We start from the raw sequence: 23604 nt of genomic DNA, 5'->3' as shown, positions 1-23604 counted from the left end.
CACTTCCCGCCGATCCGGCGTCTGGCGCCGGGAGCAAACCTGCTAATATACCGAACTTCGGTTTCCGGGGTTGCCCCTGCCTCTGCCCCCTGCCGGCGAGGGGGCGCGGCTCCGGCGCCCGGCACGGTGGCCACGGTGGCGGTTCGCATGGCGCCCCGGCATGGCCGCGCACCGCGGCGCGGGGCCCGGCGCATGGCCGGCCACCCGTCTCCCCCGAGTCCCCACGAGCGCAATGCCGTCGACCCAGTCTTCTTCCCCAGCCGCGGCCGATGGTGCCGAACGAACAGCCGGCACGGTCTCCGCACGGATGAGCCGTATCGAACTGCGCGCCAGCGTGTCGCTGGCCAGCATCTTCGCGCTGCGCATGCTGGGCCTGTTCCTGATCCTGCCGGTCTTCGCCGAATACGCCCGTACGTTGCCCGATGGCCATGACGCCCAGCGCATCGGCCTGGCGATGGGCATCTACGGCCTGATGCAGGCCTTCCTGCATATCCCGCTCGGCTGGCTGTCCGACCGCATCGGCCGCAAGCCCGTGATGGTCGGGGGCCTGCTGCTGTTCGTCGCCGGCGGGCTGGTGGCGGCGTTCTCCGACACGCTGACCGGCATCATCGCCGGCCGCGCGCTGCAGGGCATGGGCGCGATCTCGGCCGCGATCACCGCCTGCATCGCCGACCTGACCAGCGAGCGCCATCGCACCAAGGCGATGGCGATGGTTGGCGGCAGCATCGGCCTGACCTTCGCGCTGTCGCTGGTGATTGCCTCGCCGCTGCTGCGCACCATCGGCATGCCGGGCATCTTCACGCTGATGTCGGTGCTCGGCCTGCTGGCGATCGCCGTCACGCTGTTCCTGGTGCCGACTCCGCCGCCGCCCCACCCGGACCAGCTGCCGCTGCACCGGGTATTGCCGAAGGTGCTGCTCAATCCCGATCTGGCCCGCATGAACGTCGGCGTGCTGGCGCTTCATGCCTCCCAGGTGGCGATGTTCATGGTGGTGCCGGGCATGCTGGCCGATGCCGGCATGCCGGTCGACTCGCACTGGAAGGTCTATCTGCCGGTCGTGCTCGTGTCGTTCCTGCTGATGCTGGCGCCGATGATGGCGGCCGAGCGCTACGGCCGGATCCGCCCGGTGCTGCTCGGCGCGGTCGCGCTGATGACGGCGGTGCAGCTGCTGTTCGCCGCGGTGCATGGCCTGTGGCCGATCGTCGGGGTGCTGCTGCTGTTTTTTGTCGCCTTCAACGTGCTGGAGGCGATGCAGCCCTCGCTGGTGTCGCGCTACGCGGCGGCCTCGCGCGGCGCCGCGCTCGGGGTCTACAACACCACCCAGGCGATCGGGCTGTTTCTCGGCGGCGCCGTCGGCGGCTGGCTGCTGCAGCACGCCGGCCGCAGCGCGGTCTTCCATGGCTGCGCGGCCGTGCTGGTGCTCTGGCTTATAATCGCCTGGGGCATGAAGCCGCCGCCCGCCAGGGTCCGCCACGGCGGCCCGGACAGCGAGCCGCAGCCGGCGCACTGACGCGGCGGCCTGCCGGGCACGACGTCTCCAGCGCGGTCCACGGCAACGGCCGCATCACGCGGAAACGCTTTCCGGCGCCGGGCCGCACTACCATCGGCGCGCCGGGCGCAAATCAGTCGAAAGAGTCAAATCAGTCAGCACATTGCCGCGCCGCCCATCGGGGCGCGGTTCTCGGAGAACACCTCATGGCATCCGTCAACAAAGTCATCCTCGTCGGCAACCTCGGCGCGGACCCCGAAACGCGCTATATGCCCAGTGGCGATGCCGTGACCAATATCCGGCTGGCCACCACGGACCGCTACAAGGACAAGCAGAGCGGCGACATGAAGGAGCTGACCGAATGGCACCGCGTGGCCTTCTTCGGCAAGCTCGCCGAGATCGCCGGCCAGTACCTGCGCAAGGGCTCCCAGGTCTATATCGAAGGCCGCATCCGCACCCGCAAGTGGCAGGACCAGTCCGGCCAGGACAAGTACAGCACCGAGATCGTCGCCGAGCAGATGCAGATGCTGGGCTCGCGCCAGGGCGGCGGCGGCGGCGAGGAAGGCGGCGGCTACGCGCGCGAATCGTCGGGCGGCGGCTATGGCGGTGGCGGCGGCCGTGGCGGTGCGCAGGGCGGTGGTGGCGGCCAGGGCGGCGCACGCCGGCCGCAGCAGTCGCCGTCGAACGGCTTCGAGGATATGGACGACGATATTCCGTTCTGAGTCCAGGTTCCGCGCTTCACCGGCATCCGATCGAGCCCGCTTCATGCGGGCTCTTTTCATTGGGTGGCGTTCATCGGCGGATGGCATTTCGGCGGCGCGACTGTGCGCGCTCCTATCCAAAGAACGTCGCCGCAGATATCGATATCCCGTTTCCTTCGTTCCCCTCCGCAGGTCCCGTCCCTATCCTCTCAGGCTCGTATTGCAGACGAGAGGACCCGCCAATGAATGCCCCGTTGGACTTCGATGCGCGCCACGCCCTGCGCGCCGCGCTGGAGTCGCTGCCCGAGCTGGCACAGAAGATCGGTACCGATGCCGCGGCGCGCGAGGCCCGGCGCCTGCTGCCCTATGAGGGCTTCGCGCTGTTCCGGCAGTCGGGCCTGGGCCTGTTGCGGATTCCGGTGGAGCAGGGCGGCCTGGGCGGCTCGCTGGTCGATCTGTTCGAGGTGATCGCGACCATCGCGGCGCACGAGTCCAACGTCGCGCATGCCTTGCGCATCCATTTCGATCAGACCGAGGCGCTGCGCCTGTCGCCGCGCTCGGCCTTCAACGACCTGCAGGTGCAGCGCATCGTCGGCGGCGCGATCTTCGGCGGGGCGTCGACGGAGGTCGGCACCGCCCGGCCCGGCGAAATCACCACGGCGCTGCGCCGCGACGGCGGCCATTACCGGCTGTCGGGCCGCAAGTACTACTCGACCGGCACGGCCTTCGCCGACTACGCGCGCATCAACGTCAAGGATGCCGACGGCGCCGATGCGTCGATCGTGATTCCGACCGATCGCCCGGGCTTCGGCGTGCTCGACGACTGGGACGGCATGGGCCAGCGCATGACGGCCAGCGGCAGCCTGGTGCTCGACAACGTGCAGGTATTTGCCGACGAGGTGACCCGGCGCGGCAACAGCACGCTGGTCGGCCGCCATTGCGGCGCGTTGCGGCAGCTGCATCTGGTCGCGGTGGCCGCCGGCATCGTGCGCAACGCGTGGGCCGATGCGCGGGACTACGTGCAGCGGCATGGCCGTCCCGCGCTGCACAGTCCCGCGCCATCCGCGCGCGAGGACCATGTCATCCAGCAGGTGATTGGCGATCTGGCCGCGCACAGCCACGCGATCGACGCGCTGGTCCGGGAGAACGCGCGCGTGCTGGACCGCTCGGCCGACGCGCTGCAGGCGGGCGCCGACGATGCCGAGGCGCTGGTGCTGCAGGGTGCGCTGGCCACCGCGCAGACGCAGCTGGTGGTCAGCAAGCTGGCGCTGCACGTCGGCGAGCGGATGTTCGAGGCGGGCGGGGCGTCGTTCACGGCGAAGCGCTACAACTTCGACCGCCACTGGCGCAATCTGCGCACGATCTTCAGCCACAACCCGCTGCTGCACAAGGCGCGCGTTATCGGCGCCTACCACCTGAACGGCGAGACCACCCATCTGACCGAGGGCCGGGTGTTCTGAACACCGGCAGACGAGCCATGGCAACGACAATCAAACCGACAACGACCTCGACAGCGCCCCCGCGCCAGCTGCACCTGAACATCAACGCGCTGCATTCCGGCTTCGTGCCCTCGGCATGGCGCCTGCCCGCCAGCGATCCGGGCGCCTTCGTCGACGTGCAGCACTACGTCCGCGTCGCGCGCATCGCCGAGGCCGCGAAGTTCGATGCGATCTTCCTCGCCGACAACGCCTCGATCGCGGACCAGATCCATTTCCGTCCGATCACCGCGCTGGAGCCGACGCTGCTGCTGGCCTGCGTCGCCGCCGCGACCACGCACATCGGCCTCGTCGCCACGGTATCGACCAGCTACAACGAGCCCTACAACATCGCGCGGCGCTTCGCGACGCTGGACCATGTCAGCGGCGGCCGCGCCGGCTGGAATGTGGTGACAACCGCCGATGCGGGCTCGGCGCGCAATTTCGGCCGCGGCGCACCGCCCGACCACGGCCAGCGCTATGCGCGCGCCGACGAATTCACGGCGCTGGTCAAGGCGCTGTGGGACAGCTGGGAGGACGATGCCTTCATCGGTGACAAGGCCGGCGGGCGCTTCGTCGATACCGGCAGGCTGCAGCCGGTGGCCCATCACGGCGCGTTCTTCGACGTACACGGACCGCTGAACCTGCCGCGGCCGCCGCAGGGCCATCCGGTGCTGTTCCAGGCCGGCGGTTCCGACGATGGACGCGAGCTGGCGGCGCGCCATGCCGAGGCCGTGTTCTCGGCCGCCCAGTCGTTCGAGGAGGCGCTGGCCTACCGGCGTGCGGTCAATGCGCGGGCGGAAGCGCTGGGGCGCGGCCCGAATGCCGTCAAGGTGCTGCCGGGCCTGACCACGATCATCGGCGCCACGGAGGCCGAGGCCCGGCAACGGCGCGATGCGCTGGTCGATCTGATTCCGTGGGACTACAGCCTGAACCGCCTGGCCGGCACGCTGGGAATCGAGGTCGGGCGGCTCGAACTCGATGCGCCCTTGCCGGACGATCTGGCGGTGCCGGCCAATGGCAACCACACGTTCTTCCGCGCGACGCTGGCCGCGGCGAAAGGGCGCAACCTGACGGTGCGCGCGTTGATCCGCGAGCTGGCGGGCGGCGGCGGGCACCGCGTGATCGTCGGCACGCCCGAGCAGATCGCCGACGACATCGAGCACTGGTTCCGCGATGGCGCCGCCGACGGCTTCAACCTGATGCCCGATGCACTGCCCGACGGCCTGCAGGACTTCGTCGACGGCGTGGTGCCGATCCTGCAGCGGCGCGGCATCTTCCGCACCGAGTACACGGGCGCGACGCTGCGCGACCATCTGCAGCTGGCGCGTCCCGCCGGCAGGGCACCGGCGCGCGCGGCTGCCTGATCGAAGGCGCGCCGCGGTCTTGTCATCCTCCCACCTATTGACGCGGTAGCCGGCCCAGGCCCTACACTGTGGCGTATCCGGCTGCCGCGGCCATTCCCGTTCCGTGCGCAGCGTCCCCCTTGCTCCTTCCCCACGCGACGATGCCCACATGGAATGGCTGACTGACCCCACGATCTGGATAGGCCTGGCGACGCTGATCGTGCTCGAGATCGTGCTGGGCATCGACAACCTGGTGTTCATCGCGATCCTGGCGGACAAGCTGCCGCCGGAGCAGCGCGACAAGGCACGCATCATCGGCCTGTCGCTGGCGCTGTTCATGCGGCTGGGTCTGCTGTCGGTGATGTCGTGGCTGGTCACGCTGACGCGGCCGCTGTTCGCGCTCGGGCCGCTGGAATTCTCGGGGCGGGACCTGATCCTGCTGGGCGGGGGCATCTTCCTGCTGGTCAAGGCCACGCTGGAGCTCCACGAGCGGATCGAGGGCAAGTCCCACCATGAGACCGAGAAGCCTGCCTATGCCGGCTTCTGGCTGGTGGTGACGCAGATCGTCATCCTGGACGCGGTGTTCTCGCTGGACTCGGTGATCACCGCGGTCGGCATGGTCGACCATCTGAGCGTGATGATGGTCGCGGTGGTGTTCGCCATCGCGGTGATGCTGTTTGCATCCAAGCCGCTGACGCGCTTCGTCAACGCCCACCCCACCGTGGTCGTGCTGTGCCTGAGCTTCCTGCTGATGATCGGCCTGAGCCTGGTCGCCGACGGCTTCGGCTTCCATATCCCCAAGGGCTATCTGTACGCGGCGATCGGCTTCTCGGTCGGCATCGAGGCGCTGAACCAGCTGGCACGCCGCAATCTGCTGCGCTACGAGGCGCGCCGCCCGATGCGGCAGCGCACCGCCGATGCGGTGCTGCGCCTGCTGGGCGCGCGCCGGGCCGCCGAGGGCGAGGCCGGCGAGCCGGTCAGGCGCGACACCGCCGCGCCCGCGGCCTTCGCGCCGGAGGAGCGCACCATGGTCAGCGGCGTGCTGTCGCTGGCCGAACGCTCGGTGCGCTCGATCATGACGCCGCGCTCGGAACTGTCGTGGATCGATATCGAGCAGGACGCCGACACGCTGCGCCGCCAGATCCTCGCCACGCCGCACAGCTTCTTTCCGGTCTGCCGCGGGCAGCTGGACGATATCCTCGGCGTCGCGCGCGGCAAGGACCTGATCGGCACGCTGGCCGAGCAAGGCCGCATCGACGAAGCCAGCCTGCGGCCGCCGATCGTGGTGCCGGAATCGATCCGCATCCTGCCGCTGATGGAGACGCTGCGCGCGTCGCGCGGCCAGCTGGTGCTGGTGACCGACGAATACGGCGCGGTGCTGGGCGTGGTGACGCCGGTCGATGTGCTGGAAGCGATCGCGGGCGAATTCCCCGACGAGGACGAACTTCCGACCATCGCGGCGGCGGGGGAGGGGCGCTGGCTGATCGACGGCAGTGCCGATCTGCATGCGGTCGCCCACGTGCTGGAGCTGGGCGAACCGTGGACGCAATCGCAGGGGCGCTATGCGTCGCTGGGCGGCCTGCTGCTGGACCGTTTCGGCATCGTGCCGCCGGTGGGCAGCGCGATCGATCTGGACGGCTATCGCTTCACGGTGGTCGAGGCGACCGAACGGCGCATCGATCGGATCGAAGTGGTGCGCCTGGGCGCCGAATCGGTGCAGGCGGGCGCCGATGCCGAGCAGCGGGAGCGCTGAACGAGATCGACGGTGCGGGCGGTGATACGCGGAACCGTACGCGCTGGTCCTTCTATCCCGGTTCTTTTACCCGCCCCTTACACGCCGAACGACTGCAGCCGCGAACGGGCCGGCCGGCTGGCGTCGCGCGATCGTACCGGGCGCAGTTCCCCTTGCCACGGGGCGGCCAGCGCATCGAGCAGATGATCGCCGGCGAGGGTCTTGTCGTGCAGCGCGTCGCGCAGCGCCTGGCCGATCGCCAGCCGGCACAGCGCCTCGCCGTCGCGGGTCAGCGTGCCGCGGGCCGCAACCGTATCCGCATCCGCATCCGCATCGGCGCGGATCGTGAACGAGCGCCGGCCCACGCCGACGAAACTGGTGAATCGAACGCAATCGCATTCGCCGGAACCGGCGAAATTGACGCTGACATGGTAGGCGAGGCTGGTACCGGCCCATGGCAACGTACAGAGGTAACTGACGGCTTCGCTCATGGCGGGCTCGCTTTGGCGCTTCAGGCCGTAGGCAGCGTTTCGGTCGGGACCAGGCCGTCGATGATGGCGCGGCCGTAGTCGACGGCGGCGCGTCGGGCGGTGCCGACGTTCTCGCACGAGCCGCTGGTCAGGCGGTACAGGCGTGATTGCTCGTTGCCAGGGGGCTGGCCTTCGATGCAGATCATCACCGAGACGTCAAAAGCAAGTTCGGGTTTGGTACGCGGCCATGTCTGCACCGGGGTGCGCCGGTAGACCAGCGGGTAGAGCTCGTAGCCCTTGTAGCTGGCGGTAGGAAGGGAGTCCATGCATCGCTCCTGTTGAACAACGTGGACGCCGGCTGGCTGCGACAGGCAGAAAAAGCGGCCGGCAATAAAAAACCCCGCAAGCGCGGGGTTTTCGTGGCAAGCGTCAGACCGGTTCGATCTTCGTGGCGGCCGGGCCCTTCTGGCCGACGCCGCGCACGTAGCGCACCTTCTGTCCTTCCTGCAGCGACTTGAAACCGCTGCCCTGAATTTCCGAAAAATGCGCGAACAGATCGTCGCCGCCGGCGTCCGGCGTAATGAAGCCGAAGCCCTTCGAATCGTTAAACCACTTTACGGTACCGGTATCCATGTATATCTCCTGGATTGTTCCCATCGGACGAATGTCCCGAGGGGCATGACGATCAAGAAGAAACATGGAGAAGAAGTGGCGGAGCCGGGGGCGGCCAACTCGGTAATCGACGTGCTTGCTTGAAGATCCTGCGGTTCCCGTTATACAGGTCATGTGCCGGACTGTCAAAACAATGCGACAAATCCATTGACGGATGCCCTCTGCCGCATCTTTATACCTTCTTTACGGCACCCCTCCACCTTTCTACCCCGTTTTTAGCCGCCCCTCCCTAATCTGCAAGCCGGTATCACTCTCGGTATTTGCCATGGACGGGATTTTCCTGATCGTACTGTTCGGCTTCGCCGGACTCTGTGCCGTGCTGCTGCAGCTGTGCGTCGTGCTGGCGCCGCGCGCGCCGGCGAATGTGCGCCCGCACGGGCCGGCCAACGACACGCCGCCGCAGTGCGGTGCCACCCCGGGCAGGGGGCAACGATGAACTGGACCGATCTGCTGGCCGCGGCGATGGCCGCGGCCATGTTCGTCTATCTGCTGATCGCGCTGCTGCGCCCGGAGAAATTCTGATGACCACGCAGTTCATGGGCCTGCTGGCCCTGTTTCTCGCCATCCTGCTGACGATGGCGCCGCTGCTGGGGCGCTATCTGCGCCGCGCCGTCGAGGACGGCCAATACGCCTTGACCGCATGGGGTCGGCCCGTCGAGCGTCTGCTCTATCGCGTTGCCGGCGTACGCGCCGATGCCGAGATGGGCTGGAAGCGGTATGCCGTCGCCGTGCTCGCGTTCAACGTGCTGGGCGTGCTGGTGGTCTATGGCCTGCAGCGGCTGCAGGGCGTGCTGCCGCTCAATCCCCAGGGCTTCGGCCCGGTGTCGCCCGATTCCGCGTTCAACACGGCGATCAGCTTCGTCGCGAACACCAACTGGCAGGGCTATGCCGGCGAATCGACGATGGCCTATCTGACGCAGATGCTGGGCCTGACCGTGCAGAACTTCGTGTCGGCGGCGACCGGTATCGCGGTGGTATTCGCGCTGATCCGCGGCTTCGCGCGCCAGAGCGCGGCGACCATCGGCAACTTCTGGGTCGACATGACCCGCACCACGCTCTATGTGCTGATGCCCATCGCGACCGTCATCGCGCTGGCCCTGGTCAGCCAGGGCGTGATCCAGAACTTCGACGCCTACAAGCCGGTGTCGATGGTGTCCGCGGTCGAGTACACCATGCCGAAGACCGATGCCGCCGGGCAGCCGGTACTGGACGCCGAGGGCAGGCCCGTCGCGGAGCCGGTCCGCACGGACCGGCAGACGCTGGCGATGGGTCCGGTCGCGTCGCAGGAGGCGATCAAGATGCTGGGCACCAACGGCGGCGGCTTCTTCAACGCCAACTCGGCGCATCCCTTCGAGAACCCGACCGCGCTGGCGAACCTGATCGAGATGCTGGCGATCTTCCTGATTCCCGCCGCGCTGTGCTTCACCTTCGGCGAGATGGTCGGTGATCGCCGCCAGGGCATCGCGGTGCTGGCGTCGATGGCCGCGATCTTCGTCGCGATGGCCTGCGTGGCCGCGCTGGCCGAGCAGCAGCCCAACCCCGCGCTGGCGGGATTGCCGGTGGACAGCCTCGCGTCGGCCTGGCAGGACGGCGGCAACATGGAAGGCAAGGAAACGCGCTTCGGCCTGGCCGCATCGGCGCTGTTCGCCACGGTCACGACCGCGGCGTCGTGCGGCGCGGTCAATGCGATGCACGACTCCTTCACGGCCCTCGGCGGACTGGTGCCGATGCTGCTGATGCAGCTCGGCGAGGTCGTGTTCGGCGGGGTCGGCTCGGGCCTGTACGGCATGCTGGTGTATGCGGTGCTGGCCGTGTTCATCGCCGGCCTGATGATCGGCCGCACGCCCGAATATCTCGGCAAGAAGATCGAGGCCTACGAGATGAAGATGGCCGCCGTGGTGATCCTCGTCACGCCGTTGCTGGTGCTGCTGGGCACGGCGGCGGCGGTGTCGATGGAGGCCGGCCGCGCCGGCGTGCTCAATCCCGGCACGCACGGCTTCTCCGAGATCCTGTACGCGCTGTCCTCGGCCGCGAACAACAACGGCAGTGCCTTCGCCGGCCTGTCGGCCAACACGCCCTTCTACAACACGCTGCTGGCCGCCGCGATGTGGTTCGGCCGCTTCTGGGTCATCATCCCGGTCCTCGCGATGGCCGGCGCCCTCGCCGCGAAGAAGCGCGTGCCGGCCAGCGGCGGCACCATGCCCACGCACGGGCCGCTGTTCGTGGTGCTGCTGGTGGGCACCGTGCTTCTGGTCGGTGCGCTGACCTATGTGCCCGCGCTCGCGCTCGGTCCCGTGGCCGAGCAGCTGCAGGGCGCCGCCGTTCGATGAGCCGGTTCGGTTCGATGAGCCGGTTCGATGAGGCAGTTCGATGAGCCAGTTCGATGAGCCGGGCGTTCCCCTGATGACATCGGACGCCGCGCGTGTTCCGACCGCGTCGGCGTTCCTCCCTCCTCTCTAGCGCACTGCGGAGATCCCATGCAACAAGAATCCACGGCCAATGCGGCCGAGATCGGCGGCAATCCGGGCGAAGTGTCGGCCGGCACGCCCGTGACCGATCGCCAACCCGCGCTTTCCGATCGCGCCCCGGCGCGCGGCATGTTCGCGCCGCAGCTGCTCAAGCCGGCGCTGGTGGCGGCCTGGCGCAAGTTGTCGCCGCGCCAGCAGCTGCGCAATCCGGTGATGTTCGTGGTCTATGCCGGCAGCATCCTGACCACGATCCTGTTCCTGCGCGCGGCCTTCGCGCCCGAAACCTCCGCCGGCGGCGAGAGCGCCGGCTTCATCCTGGCCGTGTCGGTCTGGCTGTGGTTCACGGTGCTGTTCGCCAACTTTGCCGAGGCGCTCGCCGAAGGGCGCAGCAAGCAGCAGGCGGCGGCGCTGCGCGGGCTGCGCACCACGGTGACGGCGCGCGTGCTGAAGGACGGCCGGCGCGGCGGCCCGACCGAGCCGCGCGCCGCCACGGCGCTGCGCCGCGGCGATGTGGTGCTGGTCGAGGCGGGCGACATGATTCCCGGCGACGGCGAGGTGATCGAAGGGGTCGCCTCGGTCGACGAAAGCGCGATCACCGGCGAATCGGCGCCGGTGATCCGCGAATCGGGCGGCGACTTCTCGTCGGTGACCGGCGGCACGCGCGTGCTGTCCGACTGGCTCGTGGTGCGCATCACCGCCAACCCGGGCCAGAGCTTCATCGACCGGATGATCGCGATGGTCGAGGGCGCGAAGCGCCAGAAGACGCCGAACGAGCTGGCGCTGACCATCCTGCTGGTAGGCCTGACCATCGTGCTGCTGCTGGCCACCGCGACGCTGCAGCCGTTCTCTGTCTACAGCGTGCTGGTCGCCAAGGCCGGCGTGCCGGTGACCGTCACGGTGCTGGTGGCGCTGCTGGTCTGCCTGATTCCGACCACCATCGGCGGCCTGCTGTCCGCGATCGGCGTGGCCGGCATGAGCCGCATGATGGCGGCCAACGTGATCGCCACCTCGGGCCGCGCGGTCGAAGCGGCCGGCGACGTCGACGTGCTGCTGCTCGACAAGACCGGCACCATCACGCACGGCAACCGCCAGGCCTCGCGCTTCATCGCCGCGCCCGGCGTGGCGCCGTCGCGCCTGGCCGAAGCCGCGTGGCTGTCCTCGCTGGCGGACGACACGCCGGAAGGGCGCAGCATCGTCGCGCTGGCCCGCCAGCAGGCGGATCCGCGCACCCCCGAGGTGGCGCCGCGCCATGCCCAGTTCGTGCCCTTCACCGCGCAGACGCGGATGAGCGGCGTCGACGTTCACGAGGACGGCGAACGAGGGCACGTGCGGCACGTGCGCAAGGGCGCGGCCGACGCGGTGCGCCGCTACGTCGCCGAGCGCGCCGGCAAGTTTCCCGATGCGGTGGCGCAGGCGGTCGAGGAAGTCGCCCGCGCCGGCGGCACGCCGCTGGTGGTGGCCGACGAGCAGGGTATCCAGCAAGGCGGCGAGCAGGGCAGCGACATCCGCGTGCTGGGCGTGATCGAGCTCAAGGACATCGTCAAGACCGGCATCCGCGAGCGCTTCGGCGAGCTGCGCCGGATGGGCATCAGGACCGTGATGATCACCGGCGACAACCGGCTGACCGCGGCCTCGATCGCCGCCGAGGCGGGCGTCGACGACTACCTGGCCGAGGCCACGCCCGAGGCCAAGCTCAAGCTGATCCGCCAGTACCAGGCCGAAGGGCGGCTGGTGGCGATGACCGGCGACGGCACCAACGACGCGCCGGCGCTGGCCCAGGCCGACGTGGCGGTGGCGATGAACACCGGCACGCAGGCGGCCAAGGAGGCCGGCAACATGGTCGACCTCGACAGCAACCCGACCAAGCTGATCGAGATCGTCGAGATCGGCAAGCAGATGCTGATGACGCGCGGCTCGCTGACCACCTTCAGCGTGGCCAACGATATCGCCAAGTACTTCGCGATCATTCCGGCGGCCTTCGCCACGACCTATCCGCAGCTGGCATTGCTGAACGTGATGGGGCTGTCCACGCCGGCGTCGGCGATCCTGTCCGCGGTGATCTTCAACGCGCTGATCATCGTCGTGCTGATTCCGCTGGCGTTGAAGGGGGTCGCCTACCGGCCGCTGGGCGCCGCGGCGCTGCTGCGGCGGAACCTGCTGGTCTACGGGCTCGGCGGCATCCTGGTGCCGTTCGTGGGCATCAAGCTGATCGACATGCTGCTGACCTTGCTGGGCTGGGCCTGAGCGCCGGGCCGCGCAGTTACCGAGTCACCGGACCACCGGATCACCGGACCACCGGATCACCGAACCACACAAGGACATCGATCCATGATGAACACCAACGCATCGCTGCAGCCCGCGTCCGTCCCCGCACCGCAGGCGGGCCTGTTGCGCCCGCTGCTGACCGTCTTCGCCGCGCTGTCGGTGCTGACCGGGCTGCTGTATCCCGCCGTCGTCACCGGCCTCGCCCAGGGCCTGTTTCCCCATCAGGCGGCCGGCTCGCTGATCGTCAGGGACGGCACGACGATCGGCTCGGCGCTGATCGGGCAGCCGTTCTCCGAGCCGCGCTATTTCTGGGGCCGGCTGTCCGCCACGGCGCCGATGCCCTACAACGCGGCGGCCTCGGGCGGCTCGAACCTCGGCCCGAGCAATCCCGCGCTGGCGGATGCGGCGCGCGCGCGCATCGAGGCGCTGCGCACGGCCGACCCCGGCAACACGGCCCCGGTGCCGGTGGACCTCGTCACCGCCTCGGGCAGCGGCCTCGATCCGCATATCAGCCCGGCAGCGGCCGAGTATCAGGCGGCGCGGGTTGCCCGCGCCCGCGGCCTGCCGCTGGAGCAGGTACGCCAGCTGATCGCTGCCCACACCGACCGGCCTGCCCTGGCGGTGCTGGGCGCTGCCGGCGTCAACGTGCTGCGGCTGAACCTGGCGCTCGACGCGCTCGGCCCGAAGTAGTGCCGCGCGGGCCGTGGCAGAATGGCCTTCGCCTTGCCCTCCCTTGTTCTGCCATTGTTCTGCCATAGTCCAGCCCGGTTGCATTGCCGATGACCGAAGCCGAATTGCGCGATGCCGGTGCGCGCGCCGATCCCGATGCCCTGCTGCAGATGGTCCAGCAGGAGGGCGAGCGGGCCGCGCGCGGCAAGTTGCGCGTGTATTTCGGCGCCTCGGCCGGCGTGGGCAAGACCTTCGCGATGCTGACCGCGGCGAGGGCGGCGATGGCAGAGGGCGCCGATGTGGCGATCGGCGTGGTCGAGACCCACGGCCGCGCCGAGACCGAGGCGCTGCTGGCCGGCATGGAGCGGCTGCCGATGCGCGAGGTGCCCTATCGCGGCCGCGTGCTGCACGAATTCGATCTCGACGGCGCGCTGGCGCGCCAACCCGCGCTGATCCTGGTGGACGAGCTCGCGCATTCGAATGCGCCGGGCAGCCGCCACCCGAAGCGCTGGCAGGACATCCAGGAGCTGCGCGCGGCCGGCATCGATGTCTGGACCACCGTCAACGTCCAGCACCTGGACAGCCTGAACGAGGCGGTGGGCGGCATCACCGGCATCCGCGTCCGGGAAACGGTGCCCGACGCGGTGTTCGACGGCGCCGACGAGGTCGTGCTGGTGGACCTGCCGGCCGACGAGCTGCTGCGCCGGCTGAAGGAGGGCAGGGTCTACCTGCCCGAGCAGGCGCGCCATGCCGCGCGCCATTTCTTCCGCAAGGGCAACCTGATCGCGTTGCGCGAGCTGGCGCTGCGCCGCACCGCCGAGCGTGTCGATGACGACGTGCGTGCGTGGCGGCAGTCCGAACCGGTGCAGCCGGTATGGCGCACGCGCGAGGCGGTGCTCGCCTGCATCGGCAGCGGCGACGATGCCGAGCAGGTCGTCAGGAGCGCGCGCCGCCTGGCGGGCCAGCTCGATTGCGACTGGCATGTGGTGACGGTCGCCACGCCGCGGCTGGCGCCGCCTTCTGAGCGCGCCAGGGCCCGGCTCGAGGATGCGATGCGGATGGCCGAGCAGCTCGGCGCACGCACCGAGACGCTGGCCGGCGCGGACATGGTGCAGGCGGTCGCCGGCTATGTGCGGCGCCACAACCTGACCAAGGTGGTGATCGGGCGCGCGCCGGGCGATTGGCGGCGCGGCGGCGCGTCGCTCGCCGATCGCGCGCGTTCGCTGTTGGCGCTGGGCCTGTCGCCGCTGGTCGGCGCGCCGGCGGCCTGGTTCGGCAGGCGCAGCTTTGCCGACGCGCTGGCGAGGGGCTGTCCCGAGATCGACATCATCCGCGTGGCCGCCGATACCATTCACAACCCCGCTCGCAACCCCGCGCGCACCGATCCGCGGCCGGGCCACGACGCCGCCGAGGGGCAGCCCGACGCCGGCACCGCAGGCGCGGGGCGGGGCGACTACCTGTGGGCCGTGGTCTGGTGCGCCGGCGCCTCGGCGCTGTCGGCGCTGGCCACGCCGTGGTTCGACGTGGTCAATATCGCGATGCTGTTCCTCGCTGCCGTGATGGGCGTCGCGCTGCGGCACGGCCGCGGGCCGGCGGCATTGGCCTCGGTGCTGTCGGTGGCCGCGTTCGATTTCTTCTTCGTGCCGCCGCGGCTGTCGTTCGCCGTCACCGACGTGCAGTACCTGCTGACCTTCGTGGTTCTGTTGTCGGTGGGCCTGGTGATCGGCCAGCTGACCGCGGGGCTGCGCGAGCAGGCGCAGGTCGCGGTGCGGCGCGAGACCGATGCGCGCACGCTGTACGAGCTCGCGCGCGAACTGTCGTCGGCGCTGACGCTGGAGCAGATCGTGCCGATCGGCAGCCGCTTCCTGCGGGCGGCGTTCGATGCCAATTCGGCGTTCTTCCTGACGTCCCCCGACGGCAAGCTGCTGCCGCCGGTGATGGACGCCGAGCAGCAGGACACCGCCGCGCGCACCGATTCGATCGACCGCGTGCTGGCGCAATGGGTGTTTGACCACGGCCAGCCCGCCGGCACGGGCACGCACACGCTGCCCGGCAGCACCGTGCTCTATCTGCCGCTGAAGGCGCCGATGCGGACGCGCGGCGTGCTGGCGGTGGAGCCGGCCGCGTGGCGCGCGTTCGCGCAGCCTGCGCTGCGGCGCCAGGTGGATGGCTTCTGCACGCTGATCGCGATCGCCATCGAGCGGCTGCACTATGTCGAGGTCGCGCAACAGGTGCTGCTGTCGATGGAGTCGGAGCGGTTGCGCAGTTCGCTGCTGGCCGCCGTATCGCACGATCTGCGCACGCCGCTGACCGGCCTGATCGGCATGGCCGAGACCCTGCGGCGTGCCGACCCGCCGCTGGCGCCTTCGGTGGCCGATACCGTCGACGCGATGCTCGAGCAGGCGCAGCGGATGCGCACGATGGTGGTCAACCTGCTCGACATGGCGCGGCTGCAAAGCCGCGACGTGCGGATGAAGCGGGCGTGGCAGTCGGTCGAAGAGCTGGTCGGCTCGAGCCTGGCCGCGATGCGCGAGTCGTTGTCGCGGCACCGCGTCGAGGTGGCCGACCTGTCGCGCGTGCCGCTGGTCGAGTGCGACGCGGTGCTGATCGAGCGCGTGCTGTGCAATCTGCTGGAGAATGCGGGCAAATACACGCCGGCGGGAACGACGATTCGCGTGTCTGCCGAGGCCGTCGAGGCTGGCGAGGACGGCAAGGCCAGCGAGGGCCGCGAGGACGGGGAGGACAGCGAAGACGGCAAGGGCAGCGTGGGAGGGGAGGGCGAGATCCGCATCGCCGTGGAGGACGAGGGTCCCGGCGTGCCGGCCGGCAGCGAGCGGCAGATCTTCGAGAAGTTCACGCGCGGGCAGCGCGAGTCGGCCACGGTCGGTGTCGGCCTCGGGCTCGCCGTCTGCGAGGCGATCGTGCAGGCCCACGGGGGACGGATCTGGGTCGAACCGGCGCGGTCCGCGGCGCGCCGGGCCGTGCACGGGCCCGGCGCCCGCTTCGTGGTCGCGTTGCCGCGCGGCAACCCGCCGGCGGTGGAGGCCGAGTCCGACATGCCACCCGCTTGAACCGGCGGACTGTTCGTTCGAATCCGCGCACCGCCATCCGCAACACATTCGGCCCACGTCCGCACCACGTCCTCGCTACGTCCGCACCACGTCCGCACCACGTCCGCACCACGTCCGCACCACGTCGATCCCAAGGAAACCACTACCGTCATGCCATTCGAATTCTCTCCCACGGTGTTGCTGGTCGAAGACGAGCCGCATATCCGCCGCTTCGTACGCGCGACGCTCGAGGCCGAGGGCTGCACCGTGCATGAGGCCGAGACGCTGAAACGGGGGCTGATCGACGCCGGCACGCGTCAGCCCGATCTGGTGATCCTCGATCTCGGCCTGCCCGACGGCGATGGGGTCCAGCTGATCCGCGAGATGCGCAGCTGGACCCAGGTGCCGATCCTGGTGCTGTCCGCGCGCAGCGGCGAAGCCGACAAGATCGTCGCGCTCGACGGCGGCGCCGACGACTATCTGACCAAGCCCTTCGGCGTGGGCGAGATGGTGGCGCGCGTGCGCGTGCTGCTGCGCCGGCACGCCAGGACCAATCCGCAGGGCACCCACCTGATCGCCTTCGGCGACGTGCAGGTGGACCTCGCCAGTCGCGTGATCACGCGCGCGGGGCAGCCCGTACATCTGACGCCGATCGAGTATCGCCTGCTGTCGGTGCTGATCGCCCACCGGGGCAAGGTGATGACCCATCGCGAACTGCTGCGCGAGGTATGGGGGCCGTCGCAGTCGGAGAGCAGCCAGTATCTGCGCGTCTACATGGGTCATCTGCGGCACAAGCTCGAGCGCGATCCCGCGCAGCCCGTGCACCTGCTGACCGAGACCGGCATCGGCTATCGCTTCGCGGGGTGAGCGACCCGGGGCATGAACGGCCGGCGTGCGCCTTTACGCGGTTCGCATGCCGCGCCTCGCACTCTTGACACCGTTTTTACGCGCCGATGCCTATCTTGGCGAAGGTCCCCAACGGGACTGTACCTTCTACTTCGCCACGATTCTCATGATCCGAATCACGCTACCGCGCCATCCCGCCGCGGCGCTGCTCGCCGCTTCCCTGCCCGCCGCTTCTCTGCTCTCCTTCACGCTGCTGTCCGCGATGCCGGCGGCCGCGCAGACCGCGCCGCACACGTTGACGGCCAATCTGTCGCTGGCCACCGACTACCGCTATCGCGGCATCACGCAGACCGATCGCCGGCCCGCGATCCAGGGCGGCTTCGACTACAGCCATGCCAGCGGCTTCTATCTGGGCAACTGGAACTCGAGCATCAGCTGGCTGGGCGACAGCAACGACCAGGTGTCGGCGCCGATCGAGATGGACTTCTACGCGGGCTTCAGGAACACCTTCGGCACCGAGGGCAAATGGAGCTACGACGTCGGCGTGCTGCAGTACTACTACCCCGGCGATTACCCGGGCGGCTTCACCCGTCCCCATACCACCGAAGCCTATGCCGGCGTCGGCTACGGTCCGGTGTCCCTCAAGGTCTCGTATGCGCCGACCAACCTGTTCGGCCTCGCCGACAGCCGGCACAGCTGGTATGCGGACCTGTCGGCCAACGTGCCGCTGCAGGTCTGGGGCCTGACGCTGAACACGCACATCGGCTACCAGAAGGTGCAGGTGGCTGACGCCTCGTATGTCGACTGGAAGCTCGGCCTGACCAGGGACCTGGGCAACGGCTTCGCGCTGGCCGTGGCCTATGTCGACACCAACGCGGACCGCACCGTCTACACCAACGCCAGCGGACGCTACATGGGCCGCGGCACGGCCTGGGCCTCGCTGACGAAGACGTTCTGAGGCCGCGCCGCCATCGCCCACCGCCGCCCGGCGGCGCTACTGCGCGGCGACCTGCGCGTGCACGTCGTGCGCCAGCTCGAGCAGCCGCTGGCGGTCGATGCCGCCCGACACCGCGTAGCCGAACTTGCCGTCGATCCAGTAGAAGACATTGACCGGACCGTCCTGATACAGCCGGAACGCGGTCACGTCGGCGGCGAGGTCGCGGTGCGAGATGCACAGCGTGATGCGCTCGCCGTTGGCGTCGTGGTACATGAACTGCGCGACCGGGCCGTGGTTGCTCGGCAGCAGGCGTCCGCCCATCAGCGAGAAGCCGGTGCGCGTCAGGATCGGCGGGCGGACATCGGCCCCCAGCCGGTTCGATACCCATTTGACCAGCTCCTGCTCGCGGTCCGCGCCGACCTCCACCGGCCGGCGTACCTCGGGGGCATAGATCACGTGGGCGATCGCCGATTGGCGCGCGAACGATTCGCCGGTATCGAGCCCCGTCGGCGCGCGCCGGGCCAGCTCGCCGCCGAAGGACGGCACCGCGCGGCGCCACGCATCGGCATTGGCGCCGATGCCGATGCCCACCACCAGCGCCGCGGCCATGCCGCCCAGCAGCTTCCAGTCCAGCCGGCGCAGCCATGCGCCGCGCCGGCCGGGGTCGCGCAGCCGCGACGGCAGCGGTTCGTTCAGCACGCGGTCGTAGCGCGCGTGCAGCATGTGGTTCAGCGCGTAGTACTGGCTGATCCTCTGGGCGAGCTGGGGGTCGTGCTCGAGCCGCTGCTCGATTTCGGCGCGCCGCGCGTCGGGCAGCATGCCGTCGACGTAGGCGTGGATCTCTTCCTCGCTGATCGCGAATGCTTCGTTGCTCATCGCACCACCCTCAGTCGGGCTTCGGGTTTGACACCGGCCATCAGGCTGCGCAGGCGCTCGCGCCCGCGCGACAGCCGGGACATCACGGTGCCGACCGGGATGCCGAGCGCCAGCGCGACCTCGGCATAGCTCATCGATTCGAGGCCGATCAGCAGCACCACCTCGCGCTGTTCGGCCGGCAGCCGCTGCAGCGCGTAATCGAGGTCGCGCACTTCCAGCGAGCCCGCCGGATTGGCCGCCGTGCTGTGCCAGTCGGCGCCGGACAGGCCGTCGGACAGCGTGTCGTCGTCCATCGGCACATGCGTCGCGCGCATGCCGGCGCCGCGCATCTGGTTGACGAAGGCGTTATGCATGATCGTGAATAGCCAGGCCCGCAGATCGGTGCCGTCGTGGTATTGCCGCGCATGGCGCAGCGCGCGCTCGAGCGTGTCCTGCACCAGATCGTCGGCCAGCTCGCGGTTGTGGACCAGCGCGCGCGCATAGCGGCGCAGCCGCGGCACGTGGTCGATCAGTTCTTCACGAACCCCCATCGCTGTTCCTTTGTCGGTCGGCGGGCCGCGCCGGGTTTGTCCGCCGGCGCTGTGCCCTTGCAGCGTGAACACCATCGGGGCGATTTTATTCCGGCCAATGCCGGCCACCGTCCGGATTTTTTTGCCGCTCGGCGGGAATAAGCGGGGCGGGAGCGCTGTTCACCTGTGGGTACGGACCTCGAGGAGTGCAGCATGCCAGTCTGTTTTCGATGGCGCGGCCGCGACCGCGGCGCCGCGCGGGTGGCGTCGGCCATGCCGTTTGCCATGCCGTTGGTCATACCCGTGGCCATGTCCGTGACCCTGGTCGGGGCGCTGGCGATATTCGTTGCGCCGGCAGCCGCGGCCGAGCCCTCGGCGGCCACGGGTGCGGCCTCCACCGAAGCCGCCAACCACGCCGCCTTCCTCGCCGAGAACGACCGTGCGATGGAGCGGATGATGAACGAGATGGCGATCACGCCGAGCGGCAACGTCGACCGCGACTTCGTCCACATGATGGTGCCGCACCACCGCGGCGCGATCGAGATGGCGATGGCTCAGCTGCGGCACGGGCGCAATCCGCAGCTGCGCCGGCTGGCGCAGGAAATCATCGCCACGCAGCAGCAGGAGATCGCGGCGATGTATCTGGCGATCGGGTTGGCGCCGCCAGCTGCCGATACGTCGGCCGATACGTCGGCGATTACGTCGACCACTACGGCAGCCACTGCGCCGGCCACAACGCCGGCCACAACGCCGGCCACTAGCTCGGCTGACATGTCATCCGATCCCCCCGCCGTCGCCGGGGGCGGCCACCGCCACCGCACCGTCCACCATTCGCACAAGGAGCCACGATGAAGCCCACCCCGACCGCCGCCGTCGTCGCCGCCATCGCGGCCCTGGCGCTGGCCTTGCCGGCCGCCACGCAGGCCGGGCAGCCGCCCCGCGCCGCCACCGATCCGGATCGGCCCATCAGCCATCGCGACCGCATCTATGCCGCGGAGCAGTTCTCCAACACGGTGTCCGTCACCGACCCCGCCTCCAACGAGGTGCTCGGCATGATCCGGCTGGGCGAGCCGACGCCGGCGAACTTCAGCCCCTTGTACAAGGGGCAACTGCTTGTGCATGGCCTCGGCTTCTCGCCGGACGGCCGCACGCTGGCGGTGGTGTCGATCGGCTCGAACTCGGTGTCCTTCATCGACACGCAGACCAATGCGGTCAGGCACGTGACGTATCTCGGCCGCTCGCCGCACGAGGCGTTCTACACGCCGGACGGCAAGGAGGTCTGGGTCACCGTGCGCGGCGAGGACTATGTCGCCGTGATCGACGCGGCCACCTATCGGGAGAAGACGCGCATCACGGTGCCTGCGGGTCCCGGCATGCAGATCTTCTCGCCGGACGGCAAGTACGGCTATGTCTGCTCGTCGTTCCAGCCGCGCACCAGCGTGGTCTCGGTGGCCGAGCACAAGGTGATCGCCACCATCGAGCAGGCCAGCGCCTTCTGCCCGAACATCGCGGCGACGCCCGACGGCAAGCAGGTCTGGTTCACGCTGAAGGACATCGGCAAGGTGCAGGTGTTCGATGCGCGTCCGCCGTTCGCACCAATCCGCACCATCGATACCGGGCCGATCACCAACCACGTCAATTTCGTCCGCAACCGCAACGGCCAGTTCGCCTACGTGACGGTGGGCGGGACCAACGAGGTCAAGGTGTTCCGCACCGACGACTTCGCGCCGGTCGCCACCATTCCGGTCGGCAAGCTGCCGCACGGCCTGTGGCCGTCGGGCGACGGCAGCCGCATCTATGTCGGGCTGGAGAACGAGGACGCGCTGGCGGCGATCGACACGCTGAGCCAGCGCGTGGTCGCGACGATCCCCGTCGGTCAGGCGCCGCAGGCGGTGGTCTACGTGCCGGACGCGGTCAGGCAGGGAGATGGGCGGCAGAACCTGCAGCCTGCGGGAACGATCGCCCGGGCCACGCAACTGTCGCTGGTGCCGGTCGCTGCCGGCGGACAGCCGCTTGCGCAACAACCACCTTCCCAGCAGGCGCCGACCAGCGTCGCGCTGTTCGATCAGGGGCTGGTGCAGGTGCTGCAGGCCTCGGTCACCGGACTGCAGCCGAAGCAGGCCTATGTGCTGGGCCTGGCGGAGCGGGCCGACGGCGGCGGCCGCATCGAGCCGCTGGCGCGCTTCATGGCGAATCCGGCGGGATCGGCGATCGTCAATACGGTCGGACCGATCCGGCAGGTGGTCGCCGGCGGCGGCGAGCGCCAGGAGGCGCGGCGCTATCTGGTGATCGCGCCCGTGACGGACGCCGGCATCGGGGCGCCGGTGCAGCGGCAGACACCGTAGCGGCTGGCGTGCTGGGGCTGACCTATGGCTCCCTATGGCCCCGTATGGCTGCCTGTGGCCCCATGGCCCCCATGGCCCCATGGGCCCCCAATGACCCGCCAATGGCCCCCCCCAATGGCCCCCCAATGGCCCCCTATGGCATCTCCGCGAAGCACTCGGCGAGCCAGTCGGCGACGGCGCGAAAGCGCGGCTGGCGCCGGTATTCGGACGGATAGGCCAGCCAGACGTCGCGCCTTACGTCGGGGCAGTCCTGCAGCAGATGCAGCGATGGCTGCGTCCGCGCGGCAAAGTGCGGCAGCAGCGCGGCCCCGGTGCCGGCCGCGGCGGCCATCAGCAGCGTGTCGACGCTGTTGCTCGACAGCACGATGGCGTCGCGCGCGATCTGCCGGTCGACCCAGCGAATCTCGGGCAGCGCCACGCCCGGGGCGAGCGACAGCGCGAGCTGGCAGAACGGCAGCGCGGTCAGGCCCTCGTCGGCGTAGCGGCGGCGCATGGCCGCGTTGCCGTAGACGCCGTAGTGGATCGTGCCGATGCGGCGCGCCACCACCTGCTCCTCGACCGGGCGATTGAGCCGGATGGCCAGATGCGCCTCGCGGCGTGCCAGGCTGGCGCGGCGCGCCTCGACGATCAGTTCCACCGTCAGCCCGGGATGACGCTCGCGCAGCGCCGGCAGCCGCTCCGCGATGAACAGCGTCGCCACGCCCTCGGTGGCGGTCAGCTTGACGGTGCCCGAAACGCTGCCGGGACTGGCGCGGCGCGCTTCGAGTTCGCGGCCGATGCGCGCGGCATGCCGCTCCATCTGCTCGGCGGCGGCCAGCGCGATGCGCCCGGCTGGCGACAGTTCGATCCGGCCCTGCATCGATTCGGCCACCGATGCGCCCAGCGCCGTCTCCAGCCGCCGCAGCCGGCGAATCACGGTGGCGTGCGTCAGTCCGAGCTCGCGCGCGCAGGCGGCGTAGCTGCCCGAACGGGCCAGCACGGCCAGCGTCAGCAGATCGTCCCAATGGGTGGTCCCGGCTGTTCGTTTTTGCACAGTGCCTCGTCGGAATTTGGCATGGTGAATCGGCAAGCCGAACCCTATCATGGCGGCACCGCACGATGTCGTGCATTCGACGAGGAAGAGACTCCATGCCGCAAGCCAAGACCCTGATGGATTTCGCCGGCGCGACCCGCCAGCCGGCCGACTGGCAGCAAGCCAGCCTGGTGCTGATCGACCACCAGCGCGAGTATGTCGACGGCAGCCTGCCGCTGTCCGGCATGGCCGAGGCCGTCGCCGAGTGCCAGCGCCTGCTGGCCGCCGCCCGCAAGGCCGGCGCACCGGTGGTGCACATCCAGCATCACGGCAAGCCCGGCGGCGCGATCTTCGATCCGCAGGGCCCCTATGTCGAGCTGATTGCCGAACTGGCGCCTGCGCAGGGCGAGGCGGTGATCGCCAAATCCCTGCCGAACGCGTTCGCCGGCACGGGCCTGGCCGACGCACTGGCCAGGACCGGCCGCAAGCAGCTGGTGGTGGCGGGCTTCATGACCCATATGTGCGTCAGCGCAACGGCGCGCGCCGCGCTCGATCTGGGCTTCACCACCACGGTAGTCGCGGCCGCCTGCGCGACGCGCGATCTGCCCGATCCCGTCAACGGCGAGGTGGTACCCGCCGCGGTCGTGCATCGCACCGCCCTGACGGAACTGAACGACCTGGTGGCGCTGGTGGTGCCGGATGCGGGAGCGTTGGGGGCGTAAGCGAGAACGCAGCCGTCTCC

General features: G+C 69.6%; 22 protein-coding genes. 16 read left to right on the top strand and 6 right to left on the bottom strand.

Annotated features, from left to right (window positions below; translation table 11 throughout):
* Window positions 1-232 precede the first annotated feature (232 nt).
* The 5 genes from K7G19_RS19000 to K7G19_RS18980 all read left to right on the top strand — a co-directional run bounded on the left by K7G19_RS19000 (window position 233) and on the right by K7G19_RS18980 (window position 6764).
* Entirely contained in the window at window positions 233-1510 is a 1278-nt protein-coding gene (locus tag K7G19_RS19000; protein ID WP_149320125.1) for an MFS transporter, read from the top strand.
* Between the two features lie 185 nt (window positions 1511-1695).
* On the top strand, window positions 1696-2211 hold the full coding sequence (locus tag K7G19_RS18995; protein WP_149320126.1) for a single-stranded DNA-binding protein: 516 nt from the start codon (window positions 1696-1698) through the stop codon (window positions 2209-2211).
* Between the two features lie 221 nt (window positions 2212-2432).
* Window positions 2433-3650, top strand: a complete 1218-nt coding sequence (locus K7G19_RS18990; protein ID WP_226108584.1) for an acyl-CoA dehydrogenase family protein — start codon at window positions 2433-2435, stop codon at window positions 3648-3650.
* A 17-nt stretch (window positions 3651-3667) separates the two neighbouring features.
* On the top strand, window positions 3668-5032 hold the full coding sequence (locus K7G19_RS18985) for an LLM class flavin-dependent oxidoreductase (protein ID WP_226108582.1): 1365 nt from the start codon (window positions 3668-3670) through the stop codon (window positions 5030-5032).
* Window positions 5033-5180: 148 nt separating this feature from the next.
* The gene (locus tag K7G19_RS18980; RefSeq protein WP_149320129.1) at window positions 5181-6764 is read left to right on the top strand and encodes a TerC family protein; all 1584 of its coding nucleotides are present in this window, start codon (window positions 5181-5183) and stop codon (window positions 6762-6764) included.
* Between the two features lie 77 nt (window positions 6765-6841).
* Here K7G19_RS18980 and K7G19_RS18975 read toward each other — a convergent pair whose 3' ends face one another.
* The 3 genes from K7G19_RS18975 to K7G19_RS18965 form a co-directional block, all read right to left on the bottom strand.
* Window positions 6842-7234 (bottom strand): hypothetical protein, encoded by a 393-nt coding sequence (locus K7G19_RS18975; protein ID WP_226108579.1) that lies wholly within the window; start codon window positions 7232-7234, stop codon window positions 6842-6844.
* 20 nt (window positions 7235-7254) lie between these two features.
* Complete coding sequence (locus tag K7G19_RS18970; RefSeq protein WP_149320131.1) at window positions 7255-7539, bottom strand: hypothetical protein; 285 nt, start codon at window positions 7537-7539, stop codon at window positions 7255-7257.
* A gap of 103 nt (window positions 7540-7642) precedes the next feature.
* Window positions 7643-7846: a cold-shock protein gene (locus tag K7G19_RS18965; protein ID WP_149320132.1), complete on the bottom strand. Its 204-nt coding sequence runs from the start codon at window positions 7844-7846 to the stop codon at window positions 7643-7645.
* Between the two features lie 304 nt (window positions 7847-8150).
* Here K7G19_RS18965 and K7G19_RS18960 point away from each other — a divergent pair, with 304 nt between their 5' ends.
* The 8 genes from K7G19_RS18960 (at window position 8151) to K7G19_RS18925 (ending at window position 18141) form a co-directional block, all read left to right on the top strand.
* Window positions 8151-8321, top strand: a complete 171-nt coding sequence (locus K7G19_RS18960) for a hypothetical protein (RefSeq protein ID WP_190286441.1) — start codon at window positions 8151-8153, stop codon at window positions 8319-8321.
* Window positions 8318-8407, top strand: coding sequence for a K(+)-transporting ATPase subunit F (kdpF, locus tag K7G19_RS18955; RefSeq protein WP_149320133.1), 90 nt, complete (start codon window positions 8318-8320; stop codon window positions 8405-8407). The genes K7G19_RS18960 and kdpF overlap by 4 nt, the downstream gene beginning before the upstream one ends.
* Window positions 8407-10215, top strand: a complete 1809-nt coding sequence (gene kdpA, locus K7G19_RS18950; protein WP_226108577.1) for a potassium-transporting ATPase subunit KdpA — start codon at window positions 8407-8409, stop codon at window positions 10213-10215. The genes kdpF and kdpA overlap by 1 nt, the downstream gene beginning before the upstream one ends.
* A 147-nt stretch (window positions 10216-10362) precedes the next feature.
* Window positions 10363-12597 carry a potassium-transporting ATPase subunit KdpB gene (gene kdpB, locus K7G19_RS18945; protein ID WP_370639577.1) on the top strand — a complete coding sequence of 745 codons (2235 nt, stop codon included), beginning with the start codon at window positions 10363-10365 and terminating at the stop codon, window positions 12595-12597.
* 87 nt (window positions 12598-12684) lie between these two features.
* A complete protein-coding gene (gene kdpC / locus K7G19_RS18940; RefSeq protein ID WP_149320165.1) occupies window positions 12685-13308 on the top strand; it encodes a potassium-transporting ATPase subunit KdpC in 624 nt (207 codons plus the stop codon).
* Between the two features lie 89 nt (window positions 13309-13397).
* Window positions 13398-16358 carry a sensor histidine kinase KdpD gene (locus K7G19_RS18935; RefSeq protein ID WP_226108575.1) on the top strand — a complete coding sequence of 987 codons (2961 nt, stop codon included), beginning with the start codon at window positions 13398-13400 and terminating at the stop codon, window positions 16356-16358.
* 150 nt (window positions 16359-16508) lie between these two features.
* Window positions 16509-17204 carry a two-component system response regulator KdpE gene (kdpE, locus tag K7G19_RS18930; protein WP_226108573.1) on the top strand — a complete coding sequence of 232 codons (696 nt, stop codon included), beginning with the start codon at window positions 16509-16511 and terminating at the stop codon, window positions 17202-17204.
* Window positions 17205-17349: 145 nt separating this feature from the next.
* On the top strand, window positions 17350-18141 hold the full coding sequence (locus tag K7G19_RS18925; protein WP_255650829.1) for a TorF family putative porin: 792 nt from the start codon (window positions 17350-17352) through the stop codon (window positions 18139-18141).
* Window positions 18142-18177: 36 nt separating this feature from the next.
* On the opposite strand, the gene K7G19_RS18920 is transcribed toward K7G19_RS18925, so the two are convergent.
* Together K7G19_RS18920 and K7G19_RS18915 are read right to left on the bottom strand one after the other, a co-directional pair.
* The gene (locus K7G19_RS18920) at window positions 18178-18996 is read right to left on the bottom strand and encodes an anti-sigma factor (protein WP_226108571.1); all 819 of its coding nucleotides are present in this window, start codon (window positions 18994-18996) and stop codon (window positions 18178-18180) included.
* Window positions 18993-19526, bottom strand: a complete 534-nt coding sequence (locus tag K7G19_RS18915) for an RNA polymerase sigma factor (protein WP_226108569.1) — start codon at window positions 19524-19526, stop codon at window positions 18993-18995. The genes K7G19_RS18920 and K7G19_RS18915 overlap by 4 nt, the downstream gene beginning before the upstream one ends.
* A gap of 288 nt (window positions 19527-19814) precedes the next feature.
* On the opposite strand from K7G19_RS18915, the gene K7G19_RS18910 reads away from it, so the two are divergent.
* Window positions 19815-20357 (top strand): DUF305 domain-containing protein, encoded by a 543-nt coding sequence (locus tag K7G19_RS18910; protein WP_226108566.1) that lies wholly within the window; start codon window positions 19815-19817, stop codon window positions 20355-20357.
* A complete protein-coding gene (locus K7G19_RS18905; protein ID WP_149320141.1) occupies window positions 20354-21850 on the top strand; it encodes a YncE family protein in 1497 nt (498 codons plus the stop codon). Before K7G19_RS18910 ends, K7G19_RS18905 begins: the two co-directional genes overlap by 4 nt.
* A gap of 133 nt (window positions 21851-21983) precedes the next feature.
* On the opposite strand, the gene K7G19_RS18900 is transcribed toward K7G19_RS18905, so the two are convergent.
* Window positions 21984-22883 (bottom strand): LysR family transcriptional regulator, encoded by a 900-nt coding sequence (locus tag K7G19_RS18900; protein WP_226108564.1) that lies wholly within the window; start codon window positions 22881-22883, stop codon window positions 21984-21986.
* A 95-nt stretch (window positions 22884-22978) separates the two neighbouring features.
* Here K7G19_RS18900 and K7G19_RS18895 point away from each other — a divergent pair, with 95 nt between their 5' ends.
* On the top strand, window positions 22979-23584 hold the full coding sequence (locus K7G19_RS18895; protein ID WP_226108562.1) for a cysteine hydrolase family protein: 606 nt from the start codon (window positions 22979-22981) through the stop codon (window positions 23582-23584).
* The last annotated feature ends 20 nt before the right edge of the window (window positions 23585-23604 follow it).

It is taken from the genome of Cupriavidus sp. DB3 (assembly GCF_020418465.1).
Classification (GTDB): domain Bacteria; phylum Pseudomonadota; class Gammaproteobacteria; order Burkholderiales; family Burkholderiaceae; genus Cupriavidus; species Cupriavidus cauae.
This window is presented reverse-complemented; position numbering and strand designations above follow the sequence as displayed.

Coding starts and splice junctions, on each gene's coding strand:
- K7G19_RS19000 (WP_149320125.1), top strand. CDS start 233: ATGCCGTCGACCCAGTCTTCTTCCCCAGCCGCGGCCGATGGTGCCGAA.
- K7G19_RS18995 (WP_149320126.1), top strand. CDS start 1,696: ATGGCATCCGTCAACAAAGTCATCCTCGTCGGCAACCTCGGCGCGGAC.
- K7G19_RS18990 (WP_226108584.1), top strand. CDS start 2,433: ATGAATGCCCCGTTGGACTTCGATGCGCGCCACGCCCTGCGCGCCGCG.
- K7G19_RS18985 (WP_226108582.1), top strand. CDS start 3,668: ATGGCAACGACAATCAAACCGACAACGACCTCGACAGCGCCCCCGCGC.
- K7G19_RS18980 (WP_149320129.1), top strand. CDS start 5,181: ATGGAATGGCTGACTGACCCCACGATCTGGATAGGCCTGGCGACGCTG.
- K7G19_RS18975 (WP_226108579.1), bottom strand. CDS start 7,234: ATGAGCGAAGCCGTCAGTTACCTCTGTACGTTGCCATGGGCCGGTACC.
- K7G19_RS18970 (WP_149320131.1), bottom strand. CDS start 7,539: ATGGACTCCCTTCCTACCGCCAGCTACAAGGGCTACGAGCTCTACCCG.
- K7G19_RS18965 (WP_149320132.1), bottom strand. CDS start 7,846: ATGGATACCGGTACCGTAAAGTGGTTTAACGATTCGAAGGGCTTCGGC.
- K7G19_RS18960 (WP_190286441.1), top strand. CDS start 8,151: ATGGACGGGATTTTCCTGATCGTACTGTTCGGCTTCGCCGGACTCTGT.
- kdpF (WP_149320133.1), top strand. CDS start 8,318: ATGAACTGGACCGATCTGCTGGCCGCGGCGATGGCCGCGGCCATGTTC.
- kdpA (WP_226108577.1), top strand. CDS start 8,407: ATGACCACGCAGTTCATGGGCCTGCTGGCCCTGTTTCTCGCCATCCTG.
- kdpB (WP_370639577.1), top strand. CDS start 10,363: ATGCAACAAGAATCCACGGCCAATGCGGCCGAGATCGGCGGCAATCCG.
- kdpC (WP_149320165.1), top strand. CDS start 12,685: ATGAACACCAACGCATCGCTGCAGCCCGCGTCCGTCCCCGCACCGCAG.
- K7G19_RS18935 (WP_226108575.1), top strand. CDS start 13,398: ATGACCGAAGCCGAATTGCGCGATGCCGGTGCGCGCGCCGATCCCGAT.
- kdpE (WP_226108573.1), top strand. CDS start 16,509: ATGCCATTCGAATTCTCTCCCACGGTGTTGCTGGTCGAAGACGAGCCG.
- K7G19_RS18925 (WP_255650829.1), top strand. CDS start 17,350: ATGATCCGAATCACGCTACCGCGCCATCCCGCCGCGGCGCTGCTCGCC.
- K7G19_RS18920 (WP_226108571.1), bottom strand. CDS start 18,996: ATGAGCAACGAAGCATTCGCGATCAGCGAGGAAGAGATCCACGCCTAC.
- K7G19_RS18915 (WP_226108569.1), bottom strand. CDS start 19,526: ATGGGGGTTCGTGAAGAACTGATCGACCACGTGCCGCGGCTGCGCCGC.
- K7G19_RS18910 (WP_226108566.1), top strand. CDS start 19,815: ATGTCCGTGACCCTGGTCGGGGCGCTGGCGATATTCGTTGCGCCGGCA.
- K7G19_RS18905 (WP_149320141.1), top strand. CDS start 20,354: ATGAAGCCCACCCCGACCGCCGCCGTCGTCGCCGCCATCGCGGCCCTG.
- K7G19_RS18895 (WP_226108562.1), top strand. CDS start 22,979: ATGCCGCAAGCCAAGACCCTGATGGATTTCGCCGGCGCGACCCGCCAG.